The organism is Kribbella pratensis (assembly GCF_004365355.1).
In the GTDB taxonomy this organism is placed as follows: domain Bacteria; phylum Actinomycetota; class Actinomycetes; order Propionibacteriales; family Kribbellaceae; genus Kribbella.
On record NZ_SODP01000003.1, the window covers coordinates 909,496 to 935,101 of the forward strand.

Sequence of the window (25,606 nt, forward strand, 5' to 3'; positions counted from 1 at the left end):
TGGAGCGGGCCGTGAGGGAGCGGGATTTGGGCGATGCTGGGTCGGTGAATCGTGCGTTGAAGCGGGTTGCGGACCTGCAAGGCGGCGTCGTCAGCACTGCACAGGCGACGGCCGCCGGGTACACCCTCGAGCAGATCCGTGAACGCCTTGCCGACGGCCGCTGGGAGCGGGTCCGATATGGCCAGTACGCCGAGCGGATCGAGCTGAGCGGTCTCACGCCGTGGGAGCGGCAAGACATCGGCCACCGGCGACTCGTCCATGCGGCGATGAACTCGATGCGTCCGCAATCCGCGGTCGCGAGCCATTACTCCGCGCTGCTCCTGCACGGCGTACCGGTGTGGGGTGTCGACCTGGCCGAGGTCCAACTGACCAGGACGACTGGTCGCACCGGGCTGAAAGCTGGGGTCAGGCACCACCGTGGGCTGCTCGAGCAGTCGGAGATCGCTGTGGTCGACGGACGGGCAGTCACCTCGATAGCCCGCGCCGTGGTCGAGACGGCCAGTCGGACATCGTTCGAAGCCGCCGTGATCAGCGCCGACGCCGCGCTGCGCCGGCCGGACGTGAGTCGCGACGAGCTTCGCCGACTGATCGATGTCACCGAACACTGGCCCGGCGGTCCCGCGATTCGCTCGGCTCTGGCGTTCGCCGATGCGAGATCCGAGTCGGTCGGCGAGACGCGTCTTCGGGTGTTGATGCACAACGAAGGACTGCCGACACCCGAGCTGCAGGTGTCCTTCGACGACGAAGACGGCTTCGTCGCCCGCGTCGACTTCTTCTTTGCCGACCAGAACACTGTGGTGGAGTTCGATGGCCGCCTGAAGTACGCCGGTGGGTCCCCGGACGTGCTCATCCGGGAGAAGGACAGGGAGGATCGGCTCCGCTGCATGGGATTCGAGTTCGTCCGGACCGGCTGGGCCGATTTCGCTCGCCCACACCGCACCGCCGGCCGTATCCGGGATGCGTTCGCCCGCTCCCGCAGTACTCGCCTGGCCGGCTGACCCGCCGCCAGCCAGCGCCACGCCTCATCGCGGTCTGCCCCAACTCTGGTTGGTTCACCCACCAGGCTGTGGGTTGGCCAATCGGATTCTGGTTGGCCAACCCACAGACGGATGGGTTTACCCACCAGACGGCGGCGCGCGGCAGGGCGGGGGAGGGCCGGGGGAGGTGAACGCAGTGGCGATCGACTCCGTCGCTGGCGCCGTCGTGGGCGGGGTGCGGAGGTTGACCACGTCGAGTACGTCGAGGCCCAGGCGCTCGAGGTTCTCGTGGACCTGCACTGCAAGCATCCTGGAGCTGATCGGGGGGCTGGGCAACAATCCGGCGTACGTGGAGAACAAGTACACCGACTGCCTTGCGGTCAACCCGCTCTGCGTGGCGTTCTCCCCGAACTACAAGGTCGGGGTCAACCTGCTCAGTGCAGTACCGCTCGATCCCCGCCGTCGTCAGCTGCGCAGCGACTGCGACGACCTGACCGAGGAGGGCGTCGCGATCCTCCGCACGGAGCTCGGACCGAACGTGGACGACCCGCGCCCGAAGGACTAAGACTTCTCCGGGTCCGGTACGCCGGGCTCAGGCCCACCGGCTGAACGCGCGGATGATTCCCGGGTACGCCGCGAACGCCGTACCCGTGTGATCGACCGGACCCATGGAGTGGACTGTCGCGTCGGCGCCGTGTGCTCGCAAAGACGCCGCACAGGCGTCGGCGTTGGCGGCCACCACGTCGGTGTCCTTCGTGCCGCTGTAGAGATGCACCGGCACCCGCGGCGTCCAGTCGCGACACACCTGGTCGGCTGCACGGACCGCCCGGAGCAGCTTGCCGGTCGGGTGCTGCAGCTGCTTGATGAACGCCGGCGTGAACAGCTTCTGCGGCGCGTCCGGGAGCGCGGCAACGATGTCCTCGTCGGAGTGCGTGCCGTCGAACAGCCCTTCGACCGTCGCGGCGTACGGCGCCTGGAACGCCTCGCGCGGATCGTCGTACAGCCCGACGGTCCGGTTCCACGCGGTGATCAGGTAGCCGAGGTAGAAGGTCGCCGTCGGGGGCAGCACGCCACCCGTGAAGACCGCCGGCAACTCGCTGCCGAGCAGGTCGTACGGACCGGCGACGGCCTGGATCGCGCCCAGGCGGAACGAGCCCACCTCACCGCGGCTCAACGCCCGGCCGAAGGCCATCGACGCGCGCCCGCCCTGCGAGAAGCCGGTCACCAGCACGTCCCGCTTCAGCGCGATCCCGTGCTTGGCCGCGAAGGTCCGTGCGGCGAGCAACAGATCGCCCGAGGAGGTCGTCTCGGTCTTGGTGTCGAGGTACGGCGGCTTGCCTGGACCGAGCCCGAGTCCGAGGTAGTCCGGCGCGACACCGACCAGCCCCTGACCAGCGAACAGAGCCGTGACCAGCCGATCGGTCGAGGTGTCGTCCACCGAGGCCGCCGCGGTCTTCGTGGGGTTGGTCCCGTGCAGGTACTCCGCCACCGTCAGCGCGCCGCGACGCCCGTCCGGAAGTACGACGATCCCGCTCGCGGTCGTCGGCCGCCCGTCGTGGTCGATCGTCCGATAGATCAAGCGGTACGCCGTGACGCCGTACGCCGCAGGTGGTGTGCCGGGGAAGTCGGCGGACATCGCGTTGAGTTGTGCCGCGGTCAACTGAGCGACTGGTACCGCCGAGATCACCGATCCGCGCCGGGCATGCACGCTGGAGACGGCGGCCTCGGACAGCGTCGGCTGACTGACGGCGCCGAATGCCGACAGCGGGAACGTGAGCAGAGCGGCGGTCGCCAGCGTGGCGGCGACGGTCCGTGTCAGGCGAGAAGTCATACCTCAAGCCAACCGCCGCAGCGCCACCCGAAGAATGGTGCGAAGACCCGTCCCGAGGGTGGGGTTTCTCCTACCCGAGCAGGCTCGTGTACAGCTGGACCGTCCGGTCCGCGACGGCGTCCCAGCCGAACTGCGAGACCGCCCGCTCACGCCCTGCCTTGCCCATCGCCTCGGCCTTCGCCGGGTTGTCGACGAGCTCGTTGATCCCGTCCGCGAGGCCGCGTTCGAACGCGTCGATGTCGTTCTCGTCGTACGGGACCAGGGTGCCGGTCACGCCGTCGTCGACGACCTCGGGGATGCCGCCGACCGCGCTCGCGACGACGGCGGTCTCGCAGGCCATCGCCTCCAGGTTGACGATGCCCAGCGGCTCGTAGATCGACGGGCAGCAGAACGCGAGTGCGTGCGTGAGGACCTGCCGGACCTCCTCGCGCGGCAGCATCTCGGAGACCACGAACACGCCGTCCCGAGCCATCTTCAGGTCGTCGATCAGCGCGTCGGTCTCGGCCTTCAGCTCGACCGTGTCGGCCGCCCCGGCCAGCAGCACGAGCTGCACGGACGGGTCGAGGCGCAGGCCGGCGCGGAGCAGGTGCGGCACGCCCTTCTGCCGGGTGATCCGGCCGACGAACGTCACGTACGGACGATTCAGGTCGACCCCGAGCCGCTCGAGCACGTGGGTCGACGGGTCCGGGTGGTAGAAGTCCGCGTCGATCCCGTTCGAGATCACGTGCACCTTCGACGGGTCGATCGAGGGGTAGCAGTCGAGTACGTCGTCCCGCATCCCGCGGCTCACCGCGACGACCGCGTCGGCCGCCTCGTACGCCGTCTTCTCGGCCCAGCTGGACAGCCGGTACCCGCCGCCGAGCTGCTCGGCCTTCCACGGGCGACGCGGCTCCAGCGAGTGCGCGGTCACCACGTGCGGTACGCCGTACAGCAGCTTCGCCCAGTGACCGGCCATGTTCGCGTACCAGGTGTGCGAGTGCACGAGCTGCGAGTCCCCGACGGCAGCCGTCATCGTGAGGTCCGTGGACAGGATGCGCAGCGCCGCGTTCGCACCCGGCATCCGCGGGTCGTCCTCGGAGTGCGCGGTCGCGCCCGGCCTGGGCTCGCCCATGCACTGCACGTCCACGTCGATCAGCCGGCGGAGCTCGCGGACCAGGAAGTCCACATGCACCCCCGCCCCGCCGTACACATCCGGTGGGTACTCACGCGTCAGGATGGCGACCTTCATGGGCCCGACGATAAGTCATCAGGCGACGTGTGTCGGCACCCAGAACCTCAGCTTTCCGTGTCGTTCGTCTTCCAGTTCGCCGCCGGCTGCCTCGATCACCTTGCGCGAACCGACGTTCCCGGCGTCGCAGGTGACGAGCGCCGGCTCGATGTCCAGGGCGGCCGCGATCGGCAGCGACTGGGTCAGCATCTGGGTCGCGTACCCCTTGCGCCGCGCGGACGGGCGGACGCAGTACCCGATGTGGCCGGCCACCTCGAGCAAAGCCGGGGTTAGCCAGTGCCGGATCGACAGCCGGCCGAGGAACTCGATGCCGTCGACGAACCACAGCACGGTCTGGTGCACGAGTCCCGGCGGCAGCTCGGTCGCGGGGTCCGCCTCGGCCTTGATCGCCTCGACCAGCCGGTGGAACTCCGCCGGGTCGGCCGCCTGCTGCCGGGTCCACTCCTCGTCGTCGGCGGCGATCGACCGCGCACCCATCCACCGCTCCCCGTCCGGACCGAGCTCGTCCCAGGCCGCGAGGAACGATCGGTGAACGGCAGTGGTCGGTACGACGAGGATCGGCATCTTTACAGTGTCGCGACACTCGCAAGCGCTTATGCCTTCGGGCTCTCGGAGCTAAGGTGCGGACATGGCAAAGGCGCCCAGAGTTCTCGGAATCGTGCTGGCCGGTGGTGAGGGGAAGCGGCTGATGCCGCTGACGGCGGACCGGGCCAAACCGGCCGTGCCGTTCGGCGGGAGTTATCGGCTGATCGACTTCGTCCTGTCGAATTTGGTCAACGCCGGCTATCGAAATCTCTGTGTGCTCACGCAGTACAAATCGCATTCGCTCGACCGGCACGTCACGCTGACCTGGCGGATGTCCACCCTGCTGGGCAACTACGTGACCTGCGTCCCGGCGCAGCAGCGGCTCGGCCCGCAGTGGTACCAGGGCAGCGCGGACGCGATCTACCAGTCGATGAACCTGATCAGGGACGCCGATCCCGAGTACATCGTCGTCTTCGGCGCCGACCACGTGTACCGGATGGACGCGTCGCAGATGGTCGCCGCGCATATCGAGCGCGGGAACGGCGTGACCGTGGCCGGCATCCGGGTGCCGCGGGTCGAGGCGAGCGAGTTCGGCGTGATCAAGACCGGTGCGGACGGGCACGTGATCGACGAGTTCCTGGAGAAGCCGGCCGATCCGCCGGGGCTGCCGGACTCGCCGGACGAGACATTCGCCTCGATGGGCAACTACGTCTTCACCCGCGAGGTCCTGGTCGAGGCGCTGCGCAAGGACGCCGCCAACCCGGCCTCGCGGCACGACATGGGCGGCGACATCGTCCCAATGCTCGTTGCCGAGGGCAAGGCCGGGGTGTACGACTTCCAGGAGAACGACGTACCGGGCGCTCTGGACCGGGACCGGTCGTACTGGCGTGACGTCGGGTCCCTGGACTCGTACCACGAGGCGCACATGGACCTGGTCTCGATCCAGCCGGTGTTCAACCTGTACAACTCCGACTGGCCGATCTTCACCTCGCACCCGCAGCTGCCCGGCGCGAAGTTCACCGACGACGCGACCGTCGGCGAGTCGATCGTCTGCCAGGGCTCGATCGTCACCGGCGCGCACGTGGACCACTCGGTGATCGGTTCGAACGTGATCGTCAGCGCGGGTGCGGACATCCAGCGCTGCGTGATCATGGACAACTGCAAGATCGGCAAGGACGTCGTCCTCAAGAACGTCATCCTGGACAAGAACATCGTGGTGCCGGACGGCGTCGAGATCGGCGTCGACCCGGACTACGACCGGGAGCGCGGATTCGTCGTGTCCAAGGGCGGCGTGACGGTGCTCGGCAAGGGCCAGGTGATCGAGGCGCCCAAGGCAGCCGGCACCGGCGAAGCTGACGAGGTTGCCGAGGGGTGACGACCGAGGCTGACGCTCTGGCTCTCGATGCCACCGACGCCGGGCACCGGGATCTGTTCGACGTGCCGCCCGCCCAGGGCGGGGACTACGCCGAGGTGGCGTACTTCGCCGGCAACTCACTCGGCCTGCGACCCAAGGCGACGCGCGCCGAGCTGCTCGAGGACCTCGACGCGTGGGCCGCGCTCGGGGTCGAGGGCCACCTGGACGCCGCCAGACCCTGGTTGCCGTACCACGAGCTGCTGACCGGTCCCGCGTCCCGGCTCGTCGGGGCATTGCCGAGCGAGACCGTGGTGATGAACTCGCTGACCGTCAATCTGCACCTGTTGATGGTGTCGTTCTACCGGCCGACGACTTCCCGGCACCGGATCGTCATCGAGGACGCCGCGTTCCCCTCCGACAGCTACGCCGTACGGTCGCAGGTCGCGTTCCACGGGTACGACGCCGAGGACGCGGTGATCAGGCTCCGTCCACGACCGGGCGAGGACAGTCTGCGTACGGCGGATGTCGTCGAGCAGCTCGGTGGCGACGTGGCGCTCGTATTGCTCGGCGGCGTGAACTACCTGACCGGCGAGCTGATGGACATCCCCATGATCACCAAGGCCGGTCATGCGGCCGGCGCGGTCGTCGGGTGGGACCTCGCGCACGCTGCCGGGAACGTGCCGTTGGCCTTGCACGACTGGGACGTGGACTTCGCGGCGTGGTGCTCCTACAAGTACCTCAACTCCGGGCCCGGCGCCCTGGCCGGTGCATTCGTGCATGAACGACACCTCGGCACGGACCTGCCGCGGTTCGAAGGCTGGTGGAGCACGGAGGCGGCGACGCGGTTCGAGATGACGCCCGAGTCGCGGCCGCCCGCCAGCGCTGACGCGTGGCAGGTGTCGAACCCACCGATCTTCTCGATGGGTCCGGTCCGGACGTCGCTGGAGCTCTTCGACAAGATCGGTATCGACGTACTGCGGGAGCGGAGTCTGCGATTGACGGCGTACTTGGAGAACCTTCTGGCCGACGTGCCGTTGCAGGTGATCACGCCGGCGGATCCCGCCCGGCGGGGCGCCCAGTTGTCGTTGCGGGTCACGGGGATGCGGGCCGGTGAGCTGTCGCGGCGCCTGCGGTTCGAGTACGGCGTGATCGCGGACGCGCGGGAGCCCGACGTACTGCGATTGGCGCCGGTGCCGCTGTATTCGACGTACCACGACTGCTGGCGGGCCGCCGCGGCGCTGGCCGAGGTGATGGCATGAGAGTCGCGATCGTCGGCGCCGGTCTGACGGGTTCGTTGCTGGCGTGCTTCCTCGCGCGGCGAGGGTTGACGGTGACGCTGTACGAGCGGCGGCCGGACCCGCGGGTTGCGCAGGTCGAGCGTGGGCGGTCGATCAACCTGGCGATCTCCGAACGCGGCCTGGACGCGTTGCGGCGGATCGGGCTGGTCGACGAGGTGATGGCGGATGCGCTGCCGATGAAGGGCCGGATGATTCATCCGGTGACCGGGCCGCTGGACTTCCAGGCGTACTCGGCGTCGGGAGATCGCGCGATCAATTCGATCAGCCGCGGTGCGTTGAACAACGCTCTGCTGACGGCGGCGTCGGCGGCCGAGGGTGTCTCGGTCGAGTTCGAGCACCGGCTGGTGGAGCTGGATTCTGCTGCCGGCCGGATGGTGTTCGCGACGCCGGCCGGGAAGGTGTCGGTGACCGCCGATGTCGTCCTCGGGGCCGATGGTGCCGGGTCCGCGGTGCGCGAGCAGTTGCTTGCCGAGGGCATCGTCGCGGAGAACGTCGACTTCCTTGACTACGGATACAAGGAGCTGTCGATTCCGGCCGCTTCCGGGGAGTTCGCGCTCGATCCGGGCGCGTTGCACATCTGGCCGCGTGGTACGTCGATGATGATCGCGCTGCCGAACCCGGACAAGTCGTTCACCTGCACGCTGTTCTGGCCGGCCGGATCGTTCGACGCGCTCACGTCGCCGTCCGGGATCGAGGACCACTTCAGGATCAACTACCCCGATCTGTTGCCGCTGGCACCGAACTTGGTGGACGACTACCTGAACAATCCGGTCGGTGTGCTCGGGACCGTGCACACGCTGCCGTGGCAGGCACACGGCCGTACTGCGTTGGTCGGCGATGCCGCGCACGCGATCGTGCCGTTCTACGGCCAGGGCGCCAACTGTGCCTTCGAGGACGTGGTCGAACTCGACCGCTGCCTCGACGACACCGGCGGCTCGTGGGCGCGGGCGCTTCCCCTCTTCGAAGCCCGCCGGCGCGAGAACACCGAAGCGATCGCCGAGATGGCCCTCGCCAACTTCGTCGAAATGCGTGACAAGGTCGCGTCCCCGGTCTTCCGCCTGCAGAAGCGCGTGGAGCACGGGTTGGAGCGACTCCTGCCCGGGACGTATGTCTCCCGCTACGAGCTGGTCTCGTTCTCGACCACGCCGTACGCCGAGGTCCAGCAACGGGTCCGACGCCAGCATCAGTTCCTGGGTGCCGGAGTCCTGGCCGGGCTCGGCATCCTCACGACTCTTGCCCGCACGAGGAAACGCCGATGAGCACGCCGTGCCCGCACGGCGACCATTCCATACGGTTTGGTATGGAAGCCCTGGGAGGTGCCCGCGCATGAGCCTGTGGTCGCCCGAGTTGCTGACCGGACAGCCCTCGTCCGTCGGGTTGCTCCGGCACTTCGTCGACGGTGAGTTCGTCGAGAGCGCTTCGCGGTTCGCGAAGGTTTCGCCGGTGACGGGCGAGCAGATCTTCGACGTGTGTGAGGCCGACGAGTCCACCGTGGACGCCGCGGTGGAGGCAGCGCGGGCGGCCCTGCACGGGCCGTGGGGGCGGATGAGCGAGCAGGAACGGGCCGCCGTACTGCGTCGGGTCGCGGACGAGCTGGAGCGGCGGTTCGAGGACCTGGTCGCGGCGGAGGTGGGCGACACCGGGAAGTCGATCAGCCAGGCGCGGACGCTCGACATTCCACGCGGGGCGGCCAACTTCCGGGCGTTCGCGGACTTCGCGACGACGATCCCGACCGAGTCGTACACGACGATGCTGCCGGACGGGCGACGGGCGTTGAACTATGCCGTACGCAAACCGGTCGGTGTGGTGGCAATCGTCGTACCGTGGAATCTTCCGTTGCTCCTGCTGACGTGGAAGGTCGCACCGGCGCTTGCCTGTGGCAACGCGGTGGTGGTGAAGCCGTCCGAGGAGACGCCGTCGTCGGCGACCGTACTGGCCGAGGTGATGGCCGACGCCGGGGTACCTGCCGGGGTCTTCAATCTGGTCCACGGCTTCGGGCCGTCGTCGGCGGGGGAGTACCTGACCCGGCACCCCGGGGTGGACGCGATCACGTTCACGGGCGAGTCCGCCACCGGTACGTCGATCGCCAAGGTGGCCGCTGATCGCGTGAAGGCGGTGTCGTTCGAGCTCGGTGGGAAGAACGCCGGCCTGATCTTCGCCGACGCCGACCTTGACGCCGCTGTCGAGGGCTCGGTCCGCTCGGTCTTCACCAACGGCGGGCAGGTGTGTTTGTGCACCGAACGCCTGTACGTCCAGCGATCGGTGTTCGACGAGTTCACCGAACGGTTGGCGGCGCGCGCCGCCGAGCTGACCTACGGCTGGCCCGCCGACGAGGCCACTATGAACATGCCACTGATCTCCAAACAGCACCGCGACAAGGTCCTCTCGTACTACGACCTCGCCCGGCTCGAAGGCGCCGACGTCGTGACCGGCGGCGGCGTACCGACATTCGGCGATGCGCGCGACGGTGGTTGCTACGTCCAGCCAACGGTCGTCACCGGCCTGGGGGCCGACGCTCGTACCAATCGCGAGGAGATCTTCGGCCCGATCTGTCACGTCGCGCCGTTCGACACCGAAGAAGAGGCCGTCGCGTTGGCCAACGACAGCGACTACGGCCTCGCAGCGACAGTCTGGACCCGCGACGTCGGCCGCGCGCACCGGGCCGGCGCAGCGCTCGACGTCGGGTTGTGCTGGGTCAACACCTGGTTCCTCCGCGACCTTCGCACGCCCTTCGGCGGCGTGAAGTTGTCAGGCGTCGGGCGAGAGGGCGGACGGCATTCGGTGGACTTCTACACCGAGACGACGAATGTCTGCGTGGAGCTGTCATGACCGTTGTGCCGGGGAAGGCGGTGCCGCGGGGGCGGTTTCCGCACGTCAAGGTGTCTCAGGGCTTCGCGTTCGTGTCGGGTACGTCGAGTCGGCGGCCGGACAACTCGATCGCCGGCGCGTCGGTGGACCCGCTGGGGACCGTGGCGCTGGACATCCGGGTGCAGACGCGGGCGGTGCTGGAGAACATCCGGGACGTTCTCGGCGCGGTCGGAGCCGGGCTCGAGGACCTGGTCAGCGTGACGACGTACCTGGTGTCGATGAACGACTTCGGCGGGTACAACGAGGTCTATGGTGAGTTTTTCGACGAGTCGGGACCGGCTCGGACGACTGTCGCAGTACATCAGCTGCCGCATCCCCAGCTGCTGATCGAGATATCCGCTGTTGCGGCCATCCCACAAGGACACAGCCCGCAGGAGGACTGAGACATGGCGAATCTGGAGTCGACGAACTTTCCGCAGTGGATCGAGGAGAACAAGCACCTGCTGAAGCCGCCGGTCGGCAACAAGCAGATGTTCCCGACCGGGGACGACTTCATCACGATGGTCGTCGGCGGCCCGAACCAGCGCACCGACTTCCACGTCGACCCGTACGAGGAGTTCTTCTACCAGATCAAGGGCACGATGCACGTCGACGTGATGACCGACGACGGCCCCGGCCGGGTGGACATCAACGAGGGGGAGATGTGGGTGCTACCGCGCAGCATGCCGCACTCGCCGCAGCGCGACGCGGACTCGATCGGCCTGGTGATCGAGCGGGTCCGCGAGCCCGGCACGCTGGAGAAGTTCCGCTGGTACTGCGCGAACTGCAACGGGATCGTGCACGAGGTCGAGCTGCAGGTGACCGACATCGTCGCCGACCTGCCTCCGGTGTTCAAGGCGTTCTACGAGAGCGAGGACGCGCGGACCTGCCCCAACTGCGGCACGCTGCACCCGGGTAAATGACGGTCGACGTCCACACCCACCTGGTCCCGCACGGCTGGCCGGATCTCGCGGTGGCGTGCGGCGGCGACGGCTGGCCGTGGCTGCGGATCGACTCCGAACGGGCCGCGATGATCATGATCGGCGAGACCGAGTTCCGCCCGATCGGCCCGCAGGCCTGGGATCGCGGCGTACGGCGTGCCGATATGGATGCCGACGGCATCGATCTGCAGGTGGTTTCGCCGACGCCGGTGTTCTTCGGGTACGAGCGTCCGGCGGCGCAGGCGGTGAAGCTCGCCGAGATCTTCAACGACCTCACGCTGGAGACACTGGCGGGCGACGAGCGGTTCGTGCCGTTCTGCCAGGTGCCGTTGCAGGATCCGGACCTGGCCTGCGCCGAGCTGGATCGCGCCCGCGCGGCCGGCCACGCCGGGGTCGAGATCGGGAACCATGTCGGCGACAAGGATCTCGACGACGCCGGGATTGTTGCCTTCCTCAACCATTGCGCCGAGACCGGTACGCCGGTGCTCGTCCATCCATGGGACATGCCGGGCGGCCCGCGGCTGGATCGCTGGATGGCGCGCTGGCTGACCGGGATGCCCGCCGAGACGCATCTGTCGTTGCTGGCGATGATCCTGGGCGGGGCGTTCGACCGGTTGCCGCCGTCGCTGAAGATCTGTTTCGCCCACGGGGGTGGCAGTTTCGCGTTCTGGCTGGGACGCCTGGAGAACGCCTGGCACCGGCGCGGCGACATCGTCCGTGGTTGCTCGCAGCACCCACCGTCGGCGTACCTGGACCGGATCCTGGTCGACACGGTGGTGTTCGAATCAGCGCCTTTGCGGCTACTTGTCGATACCTTGGGGGAAGACCGCGTTCTGGTCGGCAGTGACTATCCCTATCCATTGGGTGAGCGGCCGGTCGGGGAGGTGGTACGGAAGGCCGGCTTCCTGACCGCGGAGCAGCAGCACAAGCTGCTGACGGCGAATGCCCTGCGCTATCTCGGGAGGTCTGAATGACCGAGGACCGATCCGTCCTGACGCGCGAAGCGCGCGAGCCGGACGAGCAGCTGCGGTACGGCGACCACGCGGACCAGGTGATCGACTACTGGCACGCGAAGGAGTACCGCCCGCTGATCGTCTTCATCCACGGCGGTTTCTGGCGGCCCGACTACGACCGCAAACACGCCCGTCCCCTCGGCGAGGCCCTCTCCGACCTCGGCTGGCCGGTCGTCTCCCTGGAGTACCGCCGCGTGCCGGGGGATCCCGATGCGACGACGTCAGACATCCGTACGGCGCTGGACGCCCTACCCGACCTGGTCGACGTACACGCCGGCTACATCCTCGTAGGCCACTCCGCCGGCGGCCAGCTGGCACTCTGGCTGGCCGCCACCACCAACCCCGTCCGCCTCCGCGGCCTGATCGCCCTGGCCCCCGTAGCCGACCTGTTGATGGCAGACCGCCTGGAACTCGACGAAGGCGCCGTACAAGCCTTCATAGGCAGCGGCGTCCGCAACGACCTCGACCCGGTCCACCTGCCCGCCCCGATCGCCTCGGTAACCCTCATCCACGGCATGGACGACACGAGAGTCCCCCTCAGCATCACCGAGTCCTACTTCGCCGCCCACCCCACCGCCCGCCTGGTCCGCGTCCCCCACTGCGCCCACTACGAGCTGATAGACCCCCTCTCCACCGCCTGGCACGAACTAACCACCGAACTAACCCGCCTAACCGGCTAGTCCGGGATGCGCCGCCAGACAGCGCCACGGCCGGTTCCCTGGGGACTGACCTTCTGCTCGTTCTTCAGCTCCTCGAGGACGAGCCGGATGGTCTGGTCGCTGATCCCCGGCAGGGCTGTCCGGACGTCAGCCAGCCGGAACACCGGCGCAGCATGCTTCAGCACGTGAGTCCTGACCCGGTCCTGTTTCGTCCCTCCGCTGCGATCTGCCGCGGCTCTGCGCGCGAAGACCTGGTACGCCGACGCGAGCACGTTCACGAAGTACGACAGCCAGGGCCAGGGGTCTGCCTGATCGTCGTGCCAGTCGTCGGTGGAGCGGAGAAGCGCCGCGTAGTACTCGTCGGCGATGAGCGCACCGCATCCGCGAAAGAAGCCAACAAACATACTAATTGGAGATCATCTTAGTAGGTTTGTTGCTTTTCTTAGGGCGTTTCCTGTGTGCTTCGCTACCTTCAGTGGCGCGATACCACTGACTGTCACCGTCAGTTGATGCGTTTGGCGGCGGTGAGGAGGCCTTCGGAGGTGGGGAGGAGGGCTGAGACCAGGTTGTCGTCGTCGCGGACGGCTCGGATGAGGTCCCGGAGGGCCATGGTGTCGGGGTCGCGGTGGGCGGGGTCGGCTACCCGGCCGCCGGTGAGGACGCCGGCGAAGGCGACGACGCCGCCGGGGCGGAGCAGGCGGAGGGCTTCGTGCAGGTACGCCGTGTTCTCGCGGCGGTCCGCGTCGCAGAAGACCAGGTCGTAGTGGCCGTCGGTGAGGCGGGTGACGACGTCGAGCCCGGCGCCCGCGATCAGCCGGAAGCGGTTGGAGGCGACGCCGGCGTCCAGGAAGGTCTTGCGGGCCAGGCGCTGGTTCTCCGCGTCGATGTCGACCGTGGTCAGTGTCCCGTCGGCGCGCATCCCGCGCAGCAGGGCGAGGCCGGAGACGCCGGTCCCGGTGCCGATCTCCACGACCGCCTTCGCGCCCGCACCGGCGGCGAGCATGCTCAGGGCGGCCGCGGCGCCAGGGCCGATCGGGGCGACACCGCTGTCCGCGGCGCTCGCCCGCGCACCGGTGACGACTTCGTCCTCGCCGGTGTAGTCCTCGGCGTACGCCCAGGACGTCGGGTCGATGCCGGTGGCGATGGCGTCCTCCCAGTGGTCGGCGGAGTGTTCTGCGGCTGCGGTACCCATGCTGAACCAGAGCCTAGCGGTTGGAGGTCCGCTTTCCGTGCTGCACGCGCGGAGGCTGCGCACTCTTGCTCATAACAACGGCCCCCCAATCAGATATGATCGTCATCTGGAGGATGTGAGGGGAGGTGGTGAGGAGTGCGGTCAGGCGCGGATGACGTCGATACCGGCTTCCTTGAAGACGGTCAGCTGGCTCTCGTCGGCCTGGGCGTCGGTGACGAGCGTGTCGATCTCGCTCAGCTCGCAGATCCGGGCGAAGGCGCGCTGCCCGAGCTTGGACGAGTCGGCCACCACGACCACCTTCGCGGCGCGGCTGACGATCAGCTGGTTGATGTTCGCCTCGCCCTCGTGATGGGCGGTGGCGCCGGTCTCGTCGATCCCGTCGACGCCGATGAAGGCGATGTCCAGCGACAGGTCGGACAGGATCCGGTGCGACAGCGGGCCGATCATCTCGTAGGACTGCGGCCGGGCCACGCCGCCGGTCAGCACCATCTTCACGTGCGGCCGGACGATCAGCTCGTTGGCGATGTTCAGCGCGTTGGTGACGAGCGTGAACGCGGGCTCGCCGTGCTCCGCGGACAGCTCCGGGCGGGTCGCCAAGGTGCGCGCCACCTCGGAGATCGTCGTACCGCCGTTCATCCCGATCACCATGCCGCGGCGCACCAACGTGGCCGCCGCTTGCGCGATCCGCTGCTTCTCGGACGCGAAACGCGCAGTCTTGTAGCGCAACGGCAGGTCGTACGACACCGCGTTGGCTACCGCGCCGCCGCGGGTCCGGGTGAGGAGCTGCTGCTTGCCGAGATGGTCCAGGTCGCGCCTGATCGTGGCTGCCGAGACGTGCAACTGCTCGGCGAGCTCGTCGACGTCGATGGCGCCCTTCTCGGCGAGCGACTCGAGCAAGGTGTTGAGGCGTTCATAACGCTTCACCCGGGGCTCCTCCTTCACACAATCGGTCAGCCGGGTGGCGGCTGGTTGGCACCATTCGATCACGTTCGAGCAGTTTCGACCATGACAAGTGCGGAGACGACATGACGCAAACGCCATTTGTGAGCACTGAGATCGCCACTCAGCCGGACCTCTGGCGACAGGTCGCGGGCGGTTTCGCGCAGTACGGCGGTGCACTTCCGAAGGCCGGCCAGCGGGTCGCGGCGGTCGGCTGCGGGACGTCCTGGTTCATGGCGATGGCGTACGCCGCGCTGCGCGAGGACCTGGGCCAGGGCGAGACCGACGCGTTCGCCGGCTCGGAGTTCCCGGCCGATCGCGCGTACGACGCCATCGTGGTGATCAGCCGGTCCGGTACGACGACCGAAGTACTCGAGCTGATCCGTGCGACCGACCTGCCGACGATCGCGATCACGGCCACGCCGGGCTCGCCGATCGTCGAGCTGGCCGATCACACGATCATGCTGGACTTCGCGGATGAACAGTCCGTTGTGCAGACCCGGTTCGCCACCACCACGCTGGCGCTGCTGCGCGCGTCGCTGGGGCAGGACCTGACCAAGGCCGCTGCGGACGCTCAGACCGCACTGACCATCGACGTCGACGACCTCGCCAAGCTCGAGCAGGTCACCTACCTCGGCACGCGCTGGACGGTCGGCCTGGCCCACGAGGCCGCGCTGAAGCAGCGTGAGGCCGCGTCGGCGTGGACCGAGGCGTACCCGGCGATGGACTACCGGCACGGTCCGATCGCGATCGCGCAGCCCGGGCGTGGCGTGTGGATCTTCGGCGAGCCGCCGGCGGGCCTGCTCGACGACGTCGCCGCGACCGGCGCCACCGTCGTACACCACGACCTGGACCCGCTGGCATCGCTCGTCGTCGCACAGCGCGTCGCAGTGGCCAAGTCGCTCGCTCTCGGACTGAACCCGGACCAGCCACGGAGCCTGACCCGCTCAGTCATCCTCGGCTGACCCACACCAACCACACGAGGGGATATCCCCTGGAGTTGCTCCTTCTCCACCCTCACAAGACGGGAGAAGGCGCAACACGAGCGGATATCCTCTGGTGTCGTGCTTCGCCGGGGTGCCGGGTCGGGGCTAGGTGGGGTTGGTGAGGTAGCCGAGGGTGGAGGCGGCGAGGAGGCCCAGGCCGGCGGTTGTCAGTGCGGCGGCGGTGCCGGCGTGCGGTACGAGGACGCCTGCGGCGGCCTGGCCGACGGCGGAGGCGCCGACTCGGAGGCTGGCGGCCGAGGTGCTCACGCGGCCCTGGAGTGCGGGCGGGCTGTACTGCTGGCGAGCCGCGAACATGGCTGGTAGCGCAGGTCCTTCGGCCAGGCCTGCTACGACTGCCAGCAGGAGGAGTACGGCGAACGTCGTGGCCAGCGGCCAGGTGGTCAGCAGGAGACCGTAGGCGGCCACCGACACCATCACGACGTACTCCGGACGCCGGCGCGACTGCAGTCGGCTCAGGAGTAGCGCCGTGGTGACGCTGCCGATCTCGACGGCGGTCCACAAATAGCCCGCCGCGGACTTCGGCATGCCGAGTGACGTCATGTGCAGCGGCAATGCGATCAGCAAGATGCCGGTGAAACCCATCAGCAGTGTCGTCGTGACAGTCGATGCTCGCAGCCGCGGCGTCCGGGCGAGGTGCACGAGGCCGCCGACGACCGAGCCGAAGAACGGCTCGCCGTCCGCGCCGACCGGCGGGAGTGCGGGCAGCCGGCTGATCGCGAGGATGCTGAGGACGGCCGCGACCACGATCACGACCGCAGCCGCATCGACCGAGACGACTGCCGCGACAGTTGCCGCGGTCGACGGTCCGGCGATGGTCGCGCTGCTGAAGCTGACTGACTCGAATGCGTTCGCCCGCGCCAGCCGCTCCGGCCGGAACAGGCTCGGCAGCATGCTCGTGAATCCGCCGCTCACCATCGGCAACGTCGCACCGGCCACCGCCGCGAGTGCCGGCGGCAGCCAGCCCGGGCCGTGCCCGACAACCATCAGCAGTCCGACCATGACCGCGCCCAGCGTGGCCTGATTGACCGCGAGCGCGCTGCGCCGGTACGCCGTCCGGTCGAGCCACGCTCCGAGCAACGGGCCGGTGACGATGGCCGGCAGCGCGTAGGCGGCGCCGGTGATGCCGGCGAGCGTCGGGCTGTCGGTGCGATCCAGCACGAGCAGCACGAGCGTGAACGCGACCATCTCGTCGGCGAACCGGGCCAGCGTCGCCGCGAGATAGTAGCTGGGCACGCCGAGCCTCCTGTAACGTAGACCTGTCTGTTACGCGTTACACTAACAAACGCGTTACGGGAGGAGTCCAGTGGAAATTCAGTCCCCGGATCGGCTGATCCGGCTCGCCGTCGACCTGGTGAACACGCGGACCCGCGATCCCGAACAGCTGACCTCGCCGGCCGCGCTGCGTTCGTTCCTGCTCGAGCACGGCGAGTCCGAGCCGATCGAGGTGACCGAAGAGGACCTGATCGCTGTCCGCGCAGTACGGGAGCAAGTGCGGCCGGTCTTCCACGACGGCGGGGCCGAGGCGATCAACGGGTTGCTCGCGGAGTACGCCGTCCGTCCGTATCTCTCGGATCACGACGGATCGCCGTGGCATCTGCACGTCGCGGAGCCGGACGCGTCGTGGGCCGAGTGGCTCGCGGCGACGACCGCGCTGGGGGTGGCGACGTTCGTGGCAGGCCATGGGTTCGAGGCGCTCGGTGTGTGTGCCGCGGTCGACTGCGAGCGGGTCTTCGCGAACCCGGCCGAGCGCCGCCCGCGCAGATTCTGTACGCCGAAATGCTCGAGCCGGACACGCGTGGCAGCGTACCGCGCCCGGCGAGGCTGACCCCTGAACCAGCAGATGCGAAACCAGTTTCGCTGAGGTCTAGTATTTGCGAAAGCGCTTGCGCTACTCTGCGGAACGGTCGGCTCGCCGATCGCCATCCCCGCAGAGGAGCTTTGATGAACAGATTCGCAATCCGTTGTGCGGCAGGGCTTTCAGTGCCGTTCTTGCTGGTGGCCTGCTCCAGTGCGCCGTCCTCGACCGGCTCCACCGGCTCCGACGCGCAGGTGACGATCACGGTCGGTGACCGTCCTAGTAGTTCCGACGCCGCCAACCGGGCGTCGTTCGACAAGCGGGTCGCAGACTTCGAGAAGGCGAACCCCGACATCAAGCTGAACCCGGTCGAGACGATCTGGGACGCGACGACGTTCCAGGCGCAAGCGGCCGGCGGTCAGTTGCCGGACGTGCTCAACGTGCCGTTCACCGAACCGCAGGGCCTGATCGCCCGCAAGCAGGTCGCTGACCTGACCAAGGTGCTCAAGGACGACGGCCTGATGAGCGAGCTGAACCCGAACGTGCTCAAGATCGCCCAGGACCAGTCGGGCAACGTGTTCGCGGTCCCGACCGCGGCGTACTCCGTCGGCCTGGTCTACAACCGGGAGCTGTTCACCAAGGCCGGTCTCGACCCGAACAAGCCGCCGACGACCTGGGACGAGGTCCGGCAGGACGCGAAGCAGATCGCGCAGAAGACCGGGCAGGCCGGCTACGCGCAGATGACCACGAACAACACCGGCGGCTGGATGTTCGCCACCCAGACCTACGCCTTCGGCGGTTCGATCGAGAACGAGGACGGCAGCCAGGCGACGTTCAACGACGGGCCGTCCAAGGACGCGCTGCAGTTGCTGCACGACATGAAGTGGGTCGACAAGTCCATGGGCCAGGCCGTGCTCTACGACATCGACGGCATCTCCAAGGCGTTCGCGGCCGGCAAGATCGGCATGTTCATGTCCGCGCCGGACGCGTACCGCACGCTGGTCAACGTGAACGGCCTGAAGTCGTCGGCCTTCGGCATCGGCCCGATGCCGCAGCAGGGCGGGGACCACGGCACGCTCAGTGGCGGCAGCGTCCAGATCGTCAGCCCGAACGCGACCGACGCCGAGAAGACGGCCGCGATCAAGTGGATCAAGTTCAACTACCTGAACAAGTACGTGAACCAGGACGCCGCGGTGACGAGCGCCAAGGCCGGCGTGGCCGGGAAGCTGCCGGTCGGAACCCCGGGCCTTCCGGTGGTCGCGGCTGACCAGTGGGCGACGTACCAGGGCTGGATCAAGCCGTACGTCAACGTGCCGCTGGACCAGTTCGCGCCGTACACCAAGGTGGCGGCGGACCAGAAGATCATCCCTGAGCCGCCGGTGAAGGCTCAGGAGGTGTACGCCGCGCTCGACCCGGTCGTGCAGACCGTACTGGGCAATGCGAAGGCCGACATCCCGGCGCTGCTGACCAAGGCGGCCGGCACTGTGAATGCCAAGCTCGGGCGCTGACTTGCTCCGCCGTCTGCGCAACGGAGTACCGGCGGTGCTGTTCGCACTGCCGGTGCTCCTGGTCTTCGTGGTGTTCTCCTGGGGCCCGATCGTCAAGGGCCTGGTGATGAGCGTCCAGCAGACCAACCTGATCGATCCGGTCAAGTGGGTCGGGCTGGAGAACTTCCGGTACGTGTTGTCGGACCCTGGTGTCGGTCAGGCAGCGCTGAACACGATCTGGTTCACCTTGCTGGCTTTGCTGTTCGGCTTCCCGGTGCCGGTGCTGCTGGCGATGTTCCTGTCCGAACTGCGGGGTAGGTCCTGGCTGTACTCGACGCTGGCGTACCTGCCGGTGATCACGCCGCCCGTGGTCGCCATCCTGCTCTGGCGGTTCTTCTACGACCCGTCGCCGAGCGGGATGTTCAACACCATCCTCGGCACCGTCGGGCTCGGACCGTACCCATGGCTGGACAGTCCGTCGTCCGCGATGCCCTCGATCGTGCTGGAAGCGACGTGGGCCGGTGCGGGCAACGCAGTCATCATCTATCTGGCCGCACTGACTTCCGTACGTGCGGATCTCTACGAGGCTGCCGAGCTGGACGGAGCGGGCGTCGTACGGCGGGTGTGGCATGTGATGTTGCCGCATCTGCGCGGTGTCCTGCTGCTGATGCTGCTCTTGCAGGTGATCGGCACGATGCAACTGTTCACCGAGCCGCTGTTGTTCACCGGCGGCGGACCGCAGGGGTCGACCATGACGATTCTGCTGCTCATCTACAACTACGCCTTCGTCAACGGTGACTACGGCGCTGCTACGGCGTTGAGCGTGCTGCTGGCGCTGGCGCTCGCTGTACTGTCGGCTGTCTTCCAGTTCGCGACGCGTGGCTGGAGTACGGAGTGAGCGGCGAGCGGGGTGCGCTGTCGGACGCCGACCGCCGGCTCGGCCGGGTCCGGGTCCCGTTCGTCGTCGGACAGGTCGTCGTACTGATCGGACTGCTGATCGCCGGGCTCGGTCCGCTGCTTTGGTTGCTCAAGGCAGCGATCTCGCCGACGCAGGACAGCATCCGTTCACCACTCGCCTGGTTCCCGTCCGGGCAGGTGCAGTGGGGCAACCTCTCCACTGCGTGGCAACAGGCGCACATCGGCTACTACCTCGGCAACACCGCCATGATCGCGGCAGGTACGGCGCTGGCGTCGCTGATCGTCTGTACGACGGCCGGCTACGTATTGAGCGTGCTCCGCCCGCGGTGGGGCGCACTGTTGTCCGCGGGCATCCTGGCCACATTGTTCGTGCCGCACATCGTCTCGCTGGTCCCGCTGTATCTGACCGTGCTGAAAGTGCCGGTGGTACACGCCAATCTGACCAACACGTTCTGGGCGGTCTGGCTGCCACCTGCCGCCAGTGCGTTCAACGTGCTGATCGTGAAGCGGTTCTTCGACGGCATCCCGCGCGAGTACTTCGAAGCGGCCCGCATCGACGGCGCCGGCTCGATCCGCGTGTTCACCTCGCTCGTGCTCCCGCTGTCGCGGCCGATCCTCGGCGTGGTCGCGCTGCTCAGCATCATCTCTTCCTGGAAGGACTACCTGTGGCCTCTGCTGGTGCTGACGAATCCGGATCTGCAGCCGGTCTCGGTGGCGTTGCCCAAGATCGCCAAGGTGACGGAGCTCAACATCCAGTTGGCGGGTCTGTTCCTGGCCCTGCTGATCCCGGTGCTGCTGTTCCTGGTTTTCCAGCGAGCATTTCTACGTGGTGTGGGCCTGTCTGGGGGAATCAAGGCGTGAAGCGTGTTCTGGTCACCGGTGCGGACGGCTCGATCGGCCGTGCCGCAGTCGACGGCCTGCAAGCCGCCGGGTACGACGTGACCGGTCTGTCGTTGCGCTACGACCACAGCAGTACCGCGGACCGTCCGCTGGTCGGCGATGCGCGGTCCTCCGAGGACGTGACGGCTGCACTCGACGGTGTGGACGCCGTACTCCATCTGGCTGCGATTCCGCATCCCAGTCTGGGTACGCCGGAGGAGGTGTTCGAGAACAACGTTGCCGCGACGTTCAACGTGCTGGCGCAAGCAGGGCAGCAGGGGATCGAGCGGGTGGTGATCGCGAGCAGCATCAACGCGTTCGGCGTACCGATGAACGTGAACGACGTGGAGCCGGCGTACTACCCGCTCGACGAGGAGGTGGAGGCGGACATCGCCGATGCGTACTCCTTGTCCAAAAGTGTCGACGAGCAGAGTGCACGGATGGCGTGGCGACGTTGGGGGACCAACGTGATCGCACTGCGCTTCCCGCTGGTGAAGACTCGCGAGGAACTGGTCAAGTTCGCAGCCAGGACAGAGAACGACCCGTCGGTGATGGCCCGGGAAGGCTGGGCCTACCTGGACCTGCGGGACGGTGTGCGAGCGATCATCGCCGCACTGGAGTCAACGGCCCCCGGTGCGCATGTGCTCGGTCTGGCGGCCGACGACATCCTCATCGACCGGAAGACCGATGAGCTACTGCGCGAGTTCGCGCCGAGCGTCCCGCTGCGGCGACCTGTGCAGGGGCGGGAGTCGCTGGTCGACACCACGCGGGCGCGGGAGCTCCTGGGCTTCAGGCCGCAGTACTCGATCCACGATCAGGCGGTATCCGCAATGACCACATGAGGTTCGACGTACTGCGTGCCGGGCTCGAGGTCGCCTTCCAGAAGCCGGTTGGCGACCCGGCGGCCGATCTCCTCGAGACCGACGTCGATCGTGGTCAGATGCCGGGTGCCGCGCTGGTCGTGCATCAGGCTCTCCCAGTTGTCAACGCCGATCAGGGCGATGTCGCCGGGCACCTGCCGGCCGGCGGCCCGGACGACCCGCTCCACACCGCGGCCGATCGCATCGCTGCCGCAGAAGATCGCGTCCACATCGGGCACCTCGGCCAGCAGCTCGGTCGCGGCCTGCTCGCCCCACTCCTCGCGCCAGCGCCCGAACCGGACCGGTGCCGCCCACTGGAGTCCGGCCTCGGCGAGCAGCTGACCGGCGCCCTCGGCCCGCCGCTGCGCGGCCATGTCGTGCGGCTCCGCGGTGAGGTGCGCGATCCGGCGCCGGCCGGTCGACAGCAGATGGCTGATCGCGAGCCGCCCGATGGCGTAGTCGTCGGCCGTGATCGTGGTGTCCTGCGGATCCTCGGGGACCGTGAAGGCATTGATCACCGGGACGTCGAACCGGCTGGTGAACGACGGGGTCCGGAAGGACGTGCTGGTCCCGATCACGATCACACCGTCGATCCGGCGGGCCCGGAGCTGCAGGATGCTCTCGGTGACGTCGTGCTGCTCCTCCATCCGGGCGTCGTACAGCAGGATCGCCCGCTCCTTGGCGCCGAGCTCGGTCGCGGCGGTGGCCAGGACCACGCGGGTGAACGGGTTCGACGCGCGGTGCGTGAGGACGCCGATGGTCTGGCTGCGGCCGCGGGCGAACGAGCGGGCCAATGCGTTGTGGCGGAAGCCCAGCCGGTCCGCGGTGACGCGGACGTGTTCCCGGGTGGCTTCGGAGATCCGGTCGGTGCCGTTCAGCGCCTTGGAGGCCGTCGAGAGCGACACCCCGGCCGCAGCGGCCACGTCGGACAGGGTGATCACGGAATCGGCCATATGCACATCGTAGTCAGCTGCGAGCCGTTGACAGCGGGCGCGGTGCGTATCAGGGTGTGATTTGCGAAACCGCTTTCGCTTCCCCTGGGAGGAGCTCTTGATGACCCGTCGCCGCTCCGGCGCAGTCAGTCTTCTCACGGCCGGCTTGCTGCTGGCCGCCGTACTCCAGTCACCTGCCCGCGCTGCGACCACCGCGGCGCCGACCCTGACCATCACGCCGACCACGGTCGGCAACACCTTCACCGTCGGGCAGCAGGTGAAGCTGGGGTTCAGCACCGACGCCACCACCGTCACCTGGACGGTCCGCGACGCCGGCGGCACCGAAGTCGCCAAGGGCTCCGCATCGGCCGCCTCGCTCAACGGACAGCTCCCGCTGTCGATCAGTACGCCGGGCTGGTACCAGACCGATCTCACAGCGGTCGGGTCCGACGGCACGACCACGCTGGGCGGCACGGACTTCGCCGTACTGACTCCGCACGACTTCTCCACGTCGACCGACACTCGGATCGGTGTCGCCGGGGCGCTCGGGTTCGGCAGCACCGCCAATCCCGGTCTGGAAGCCGTGCCGCTGATGGCGAACGGCGGTATCTCCACCGACCGCGACGAGGCGTTCTGGGCCGCGGCGGAGACCACCAAGGGCGTCATCCAGTTCCCGCAGCGCTACAAGGACTACAAGGCCGCGCTGGATGCCAACAACGTCGACTTCCTGAACATCCTCGACTACGGCAACACGCTCTACTACCCGGACGAGGCCCCGTCGACCGACGAGCAGCGTGCGGCTTTCACGCGGTACGCCGTTGCCGCCGTGGACCAGTGGGGCACCGAGCACACGACGTACGAGCTGTGGAACGAATGGAACCTGCGCGACCCGAACGGCGCGGCGAAGGCTAGCCCGGAGAACTACGTCGCACTGCTCAAGATGGTGAGCGCTGCGGTACGGGCGAAGCACCCGGACGTGAAGCTGACCGGTCCGTCGCTGGCGGTCATCAACGACTGGCAGGGCTGGTTCACCAAGTTCGCCGACCTCGGTGGACTGGACTACGTCGACGCGGTGACCATTCACCCGTACGTGCAGCCACTGGACCCAGAGGCCTCGGTCACCTACGTCAACACGATCCGCAGCATCATGGCGGCGCACGGCTCGACCAAGCCGATCTACATCAGCGAGCAGGGCTGGGCCACCGGTACCAACCCCAGTGCGGTGTCGGAGCCCGCTCAGGCGCGTGACCTGGTGCGTGGCAACCTGCTGGCGTACGGGAACGGTGTGGCCCGCTACAGCTCGTACAACTTCATGGACTCGGGCACTGACCCGTCGAACGTCGAGAACCGGTTCGGCCTGGTGCGCAACCGGCTCGACACCCGCGGCGCGCTCGTTCCGAAGCCGTCGTACGTCGCTACCGCGGTCCTGGCTCGTCAGATCGATGAGCTCCCGCTGATCGGCCAGACCCGCTTCGGCACGAACGGATACGACGTTGCCTTCAACGCCGGGGGCGGACAGTCGGTCCACGCGGTCTGGTCGACCACCCCCGGAGTTGTCGCGGCGACTGCGCCCACGGGGTCGACCGTCGAGGTGACAAACCTGTACGGCGTGACGACGACGCTGACTGCTGATGCAGGTGGACACGTCTGGGTGACTGCCGGGCCGGACCCGGTCTACCTGCGTGGTGCAATCAGCGGGCCGATGCTCCCATCGAGTCGCTTCTCGCTCTCCGTAAACCCAGAGATCGCGGGTGACCCCGCGACCGGCACTCTGACCTTCACTAACCCGGACGCGGTCACCCATGCGTTCACTGTGTCCGCGGGCGGCGCTGACACCACGGGTTCCGTGGCAGCAGGCGCGACAGCCACCGCAGCGGTCACCTACCCGGCGCAGGACTCGACCGGAGCACGCACGTACTCGGCCAAGGTCACCGTCGACGGCCAAGCGGTCGCGCTGGTGTCCGCGACGGGCACCGCGACTCCGCCGTTGTCCGTGACTGCTTCTCATGTGGTGAACGGCAGTGGGAAGGACCTGCTGCGGTTCCGTGTCACCAACGCCTCATCGCAGGCGCTTCCGGTGGCCGGGCTGGACTGGGTGTCCGGTACGGCGTCGGGGACCTTGCTGGCGGGCTGCACGATCGGTGCGAACGCCACGCGAGAGGTTGATGTGCCGATCACCCTGTCTGCTCCTTCGACATGGTCCGCGAGCCTTCGGCGTACCGGCGAGGCGGATATCAAGGCGTCCGGGACGCTGGTGCCGGTCAGCACGCCGACAGTCGCCAAGCGGCACACGGTGCAGCTGGACGGCGTCATCGACCCAGCGGTTGCGCGGCAGCCGGCGATTGCGTTGGAGGGGACCGGTACGCCGCCAGTGACCGGGTGGGGTGGGCCGAGCGACCTGTCCGGGTCACTGTGGCTCAACCACGACGACAACAACCTGTACCTGTCCGCCAAGGTCACCGATGACGTGTTCTCGCAGCCGAACCGGGCCGGCAACATCTGGGGCGGTGACGGTCTGCAGCTCGGGATGACGGCAGGTGCGCCGGGCGAGACCACCCAGACCCAGGAGATCGGCGCTGCTCTCACCGACGCCGGTCCGGTGGACACCTGGCGCTGGACACCGACGACCCAGACCGGTGTGCCGCCGGGCGTGCAGGCCAAGGTGGTGCGCGACGAGACCGCGCACACCACGACGTACGAGATCGCGATCCCGTGGAGCACGCTCGGGTTCGCGGCCGAGGACCGACTGCTCTCGACGACCGTCGTGATCAACGAGAACGACGGCACCGGGCGGCGTGGCTGGCTGACCTGGGGCAAGGGCGTCGCGGAGACGAAGAACCCGGCGCTGTTCAACGCGGTCCGGCTGGCACCGGAGGCGGCGCACTAGCGGCTCGGTAGCCGCCCACTGACTCGGCGTAGGTGCC

The 25,606-nt window shown here is 68.1% G+C and carries 25 protein-coding genes; 17 read left to right on the forward strand and 8 right to left on the reverse strand.

Features of this window, described 5'->3' with window-relative positions; translation table 11 throughout:
* The first annotated feature begins 44 nt into the window (after nucleotides 1-44).
* Entirely contained in the window at nucleotides 45-998 is a 954-nt protein-coding gene (locus EV653_RS32300) for a type IV toxin-antitoxin system AbiEi family antitoxin domain-containing protein (RefSeq protein WP_134108500.1), read from the forward strand.
* A gap of 175 nt (nucleotides 999-1,173) precedes the next feature.
* Complete coding sequence (locus tag EV653_RS32305; RefSeq protein ID WP_134108502.1) at nucleotides 1,174-1,542, forward strand: MmyB family transcriptional regulator; 369 nt, start codon at nucleotides 1,174-1,176, stop codon at nucleotides 1,540-1,542.
* A gap of 27 nt (nucleotides 1,543-1,569) precedes the next feature.
* Here EV653_RS32305 and EV653_RS32310 read toward each other — a convergent pair whose 3' ends face one another.
* From EV653_RS32310 to EV653_RS32320, 3 genes are all read right to left on the reverse strand, one after another.
* The gene (locus tag EV653_RS32310; RefSeq protein ID WP_134108504.1) at nucleotides 1,570-2,808 is read right to left on the reverse strand and encodes a hypothetical protein; all 1,239 of its coding nucleotides are present in this window, start codon (nucleotides 2,806-2,808) and stop codon (nucleotides 1,570-1,572) included.
* Nucleotides 2,809-2,878: 70 nt separating this feature from the next.
* The gene (gene glgA / locus EV653_RS32315; RefSeq protein WP_134108506.1) at nucleotides 2,879-4,036 is read right to left on the reverse strand and encodes a glycogen synthase; all 1,158 of its coding nucleotides are present in this window, start codon (nucleotides 4,034-4,036) and stop codon (nucleotides 2,879-2,881) included.
* An 18-nt stretch (nucleotides 4,037-4,054) separates the two neighbouring features.
* The gene (locus tag EV653_RS32320) at nucleotides 4,055-4,600 is read right to left on the reverse strand and encodes a GNAT family N-acetyltransferase (protein WP_134108508.1); all 546 of its coding nucleotides are present in this window, start codon (nucleotides 4,598-4,600) and stop codon (nucleotides 4,055-4,057) included.
* Between the two features lie 64 nt (nucleotides 4,601-4,664).
* On the opposite strand from EV653_RS32320, the gene glgC reads away from it, so the two are divergent.
* From glgC to EV653_RS32360, 8 genes are all read left to right on the forward strand, one after another.
* Nucleotides 4,665-5,936 (forward strand): glucose-1-phosphate adenylyltransferase, encoded by a 1,272-nt coding sequence (glgC, locus tag EV653_RS32325; protein WP_134108510.1) that lies wholly within the window; start codon nucleotides 4,665-4,667, stop codon nucleotides 5,934-5,936.
* Nucleotides 5,933-7,174, forward strand: coding sequence for a kynureninase (gene kynU, locus EV653_RS32330; RefSeq protein WP_134108512.1), 1,242 nt, complete (start codon nucleotides 5,933-5,935; stop codon nucleotides 7,172-7,174). The genes glgC and kynU overlap by 4 nt, the downstream gene beginning before the upstream one ends.
* Entirely contained in the window at nucleotides 7,171-8,472 is a 1,302-nt protein-coding gene (locus EV653_RS32335) for an FAD-dependent oxidoreductase (RefSeq protein WP_134108514.1), read from the forward strand. Before kynU ends, EV653_RS32335 begins: the two co-directional genes overlap by 4 nt.
* 67 nt (nucleotides 8,473-8,539) lie before the next feature.
* Complete coding sequence (locus tag EV653_RS32340) at nucleotides 8,540-10,042, forward strand: 2-hydroxymuconic semialdehyde dehydrogenase (protein ID WP_134108516.1); 1,503 nt, start codon at nucleotides 8,540-8,542, stop codon at nucleotides 10,040-10,042.
* Entirely contained in the window at nucleotides 10,039-10,464 is a 426-nt protein-coding gene (locus tag EV653_RS32345) for a RidA family protein (protein WP_134108518.1), read from the forward strand. The genes EV653_RS32340 and EV653_RS32345 overlap by 4 nt, the downstream gene beginning before the upstream one ends.
* A gap of 3 nt (nucleotides 10,465-10,467) precedes the next feature.
* On the forward strand, nucleotides 10,468-10,983 hold the full coding sequence (locus EV653_RS32350) for a 3-hydroxyanthranilate 3,4-dioxygenase (protein WP_134108520.1): 516 nt from the start codon (nucleotides 10,468-10,470) through the stop codon (nucleotides 10,981-10,983).
* Nucleotides 10,980-11,975 carry an amidohydrolase family protein gene (locus EV653_RS32355; RefSeq protein ID WP_134108522.1) on the forward strand — a complete coding sequence of 332 codons (996 nt, stop codon included), beginning with the start codon at nucleotides 10,980-10,982 and terminating at the stop codon, nucleotides 11,973-11,975. The genes EV653_RS32350 and EV653_RS32355 overlap by 4 nt, the downstream gene beginning before the upstream one ends.
* A complete protein-coding gene (locus EV653_RS32360) occupies nucleotides 11,972-12,694 on the forward strand; it encodes an alpha/beta hydrolase family protein (RefSeq protein WP_134108524.1) in 723 nt (240 codons plus the stop codon). The genes EV653_RS32355 and EV653_RS32360 overlap by 4 nt, the downstream gene beginning before the upstream one ends.
* Here the strand turns inward: EV653_RS32360 and EV653_RS32365 are convergent.
* From EV653_RS32365 to EV653_RS32375, 3 genes are all read right to left on the reverse strand, one after another.
* A complete protein-coding gene (locus tag EV653_RS32365; RefSeq protein WP_134108526.1) occupies nucleotides 12,691-13,077 on the reverse strand; it encodes a hypothetical protein in 387 nt (128 codons plus the stop codon). The genes EV653_RS32360 and EV653_RS32365 overlap by 4 nt on opposite strands.
* Nucleotides 13,078-13,175: 98 nt before the next feature.
* Nucleotides 13,176-13,865 carry an O-methyltransferase gene (locus tag EV653_RS32370; RefSeq protein WP_134108528.1) on the reverse strand — a complete coding sequence of 230 codons (690 nt, stop codon included), beginning with the start codon at nucleotides 13,863-13,865 and terminating at the stop codon, nucleotides 13,176-13,178.
* 141 nt (nucleotides 13,866-14,006) lie between these two features.
* A complete protein-coding gene (locus EV653_RS32375) occupies nucleotides 14,007-14,789 on the reverse strand; it encodes a DeoR/GlpR family DNA-binding transcription regulator (RefSeq protein WP_134108530.1) in 783 nt (260 codons plus the stop codon).
* Nucleotides 14,790-14,908: 119 nt separating this feature from the next.
* Between EV653_RS32375 and EV653_RS32380 the strand changes: the two genes are divergently transcribed.
* Nucleotides 14,909-15,769 carry an SIS domain-containing protein gene (locus EV653_RS32380; RefSeq protein ID WP_238160576.1) on the forward strand — a complete coding sequence of 287 codons (861 nt, stop codon included), beginning with the start codon at nucleotides 14,909-14,911 and terminating at the stop codon, nucleotides 15,767-15,769.
* Nucleotides 15,770-15,895: 126 nt separating this feature from the next.
* Here the strand turns inward: EV653_RS32380 and EV653_RS32385 are convergent, their stop codons facing one another.
* Nucleotides 15,896-17,044 (reverse strand): MFS transporter, encoded by a 1,149-nt coding sequence (locus EV653_RS32385; RefSeq protein WP_134108534.1) that lies wholly within the window; start codon nucleotides 17,042-17,044, stop codon nucleotides 15,896-15,898.
* Nucleotides 17,045-17,114: 70 nt separating this feature from the next.
* On the opposite strand from EV653_RS32385, the gene EV653_RS32390 reads away from it, so the two are divergent.
* The 5 genes from EV653_RS32390 (at nucleotide 17,115) to EV653_RS32410 (ending at nucleotide 21,732) form a co-directional block, all read left to right on the forward strand.
* The gene (locus EV653_RS32390) at nucleotides 17,115-17,636 is read left to right on the forward strand and encodes a CGNR zinc finger domain-containing protein (RefSeq protein ID WP_134108536.1); all 522 of its coding nucleotides are present in this window, start codon (nucleotides 17,115-17,117) and stop codon (nucleotides 17,634-17,636) included.
* Between the two features lie 116 nt (nucleotides 17,637-17,752).
* Nucleotides 17,753-19,114, forward strand: coding sequence for an extracellular solute-binding protein (locus tag EV653_RS32395; RefSeq protein WP_166679639.1), 1,362 nt, complete (start codon nucleotides 17,753-17,755; stop codon nucleotides 19,112-19,114).
* 34 nt (nucleotides 19,115-19,148) lie between these two features.
* Complete coding sequence (locus EV653_RS32400; protein WP_238160577.1) at nucleotides 19,149-19,991, forward strand: carbohydrate ABC transporter permease; 843 nt, start codon at nucleotides 19,149-19,151, stop codon at nucleotides 19,989-19,991.
* Nucleotides 19,988-20,872, forward strand: a complete 885-nt coding sequence (locus EV653_RS32405) for a carbohydrate ABC transporter permease (RefSeq protein WP_202871926.1) — start codon at nucleotides 19,988-19,990, stop codon at nucleotides 20,870-20,872. Before EV653_RS32400 ends, EV653_RS32405 begins: the two co-directional genes overlap by 4 nt.
* The gene (locus EV653_RS32410; RefSeq protein WP_202871927.1) at nucleotides 20,869-21,732 is read left to right on the forward strand and encodes an NAD-dependent epimerase/dehydratase family protein; all 864 of its coding nucleotides are present in this window, start codon (nucleotides 20,869-20,871) and stop codon (nucleotides 21,730-21,732) included. Before EV653_RS32405 ends, EV653_RS32410 begins: the two co-directional genes overlap by 4 nt.
* Here EV653_RS32410 and EV653_RS32415 read toward each other — a convergent pair.
* Nucleotides 21,705-22,703, reverse strand: coding sequence for a LacI family DNA-binding transcriptional regulator (locus tag EV653_RS32415; RefSeq protein ID WP_134108544.1), 999 nt, complete (start codon nucleotides 22,701-22,703; stop codon nucleotides 21,705-21,707). The genes EV653_RS32410 and EV653_RS32415 overlap by 28 nt on opposite strands.
* Before the next feature lie 100 nt (nucleotides 22,704-22,803).
* Here EV653_RS32415 and EV653_RS32420 point away from each other — a divergent pair, with 100 nt between their 5' ends.
* The gene (locus EV653_RS32420) at nucleotides 22,804-25,569 is read left to right on the forward strand and encodes a sugar-binding protein (RefSeq protein WP_134108546.1); all 2,766 of its coding nucleotides are present in this window, start codon (nucleotides 22,804-22,806) and stop codon (nucleotides 25,567-25,569) included.
* The last annotated feature ends 37 nt before the right edge of the window (nucleotides 25,570-25,606 follow it).

What these genes read in the sequence shown, in the direction of transcription:
- glgC (WP_134108510.1), top strand. Translation starts at nt 4,665, where the DNA reads ATGGCAAAGGCGCCCAGAGTTCTCGGAATCGTGCTGGCCGGTGGTGAG.
- EV653_RS32415 (WP_134108544.1), bottom strand. Translation starts at nt 22,703, where the DNA reads ATGGCCGATTCCGTGATCACCCTGTCCGACGTGGCCGCTGCGGCCGGG.
- EV653_RS32320 (WP_134108508.1), bottom strand. Translation starts at nt 4,600, where the DNA reads ATGCCGATCCTCGTCGTACCGACCACTGCCGTTCACCGATCGTTCCTC.
- EV653_RS32340 (WP_134108516.1), top strand. Translation starts at nt 8,540, where the DNA reads ATGAGCCTGTGGTCGCCCGAGTTGCTGACCGGACAGCCCTCGTCCGTC.
- EV653_RS32370 (WP_134108528.1), bottom strand. Translation starts at nt 13,865, where the DNA reads ATGGGTACCGCAGCCGCAGAACACTCCGCCGACCACTGGGAGGACGCC.
- EV653_RS32365 (WP_134108526.1), bottom strand. Translation starts at nt 13,077, where the DNA reads ATGTTTGTTGGCTTCTTTCGCGGATGCGGTGCGCTCATCGCCGACGAG.
- EV653_RS32335 (WP_134108514.1), top strand. Translation starts at nt 7,171, where the DNA reads ATGAGAGTCGCGATCGTCGGCGCCGGTCTGACGGGTTCGTTGCTGGCG.
- EV653_RS32420 (WP_134108546.1), top strand. Translation starts at nt 22,804, where the DNA reads ATGACCCGTCGCCGCTCCGGCGCAGTCAGTCTTCTCACGGCCGGCTTG.
- EV653_RS32350 (WP_134108520.1), top strand. Translation starts at nt 10,468, where the DNA reads ATGGCGAATCTGGAGTCGACGAACTTTCCGCAGTGGATCGAGGAGAAC.
- glgA (WP_134108506.1), bottom strand. Translation starts at nt 4,036, where the DNA reads ATGAAGGTCGCCATCCTGACGCGTGAGTACCCACCGGATGTGTACGGC.
- EV653_RS32310 (WP_134108504.1), bottom strand. Translation starts at nt 2,808, where the DNA reads ATGACTTCTCGCCTGACACGGACCGTCGCCGCCACGCTGGCGACCGCC.
- EV653_RS32360 (WP_134108524.1), top strand. Translation starts at nt 11,972, where the DNA reads ATGACCGAGGACCGATCCGTCCTGACGCGCGAAGCGCGCGAGCCGGAC.
- EV653_RS32345 (WP_134108518.1), top strand. Translation starts at nt 10,039, where the DNA reads ATGACCGTTGTGCCGGGGAAGGCGGTGCCGCGGGGGCGGTTTCCGCAC.
- EV653_RS32395 (WP_166679639.1), top strand. Translation starts at nt 17,753, where the DNA reads ATGAACAGATTCGCAATCCGTTGTGCGGCAGGGCTTTCAGTGCCGTTC.
- EV653_RS32355 (WP_134108522.1), top strand. Translation starts at nt 10,980, where the DNA reads ATGACGGTCGACGTCCACACCCACCTGGTCCCGCACGGCTGGCCGGAT.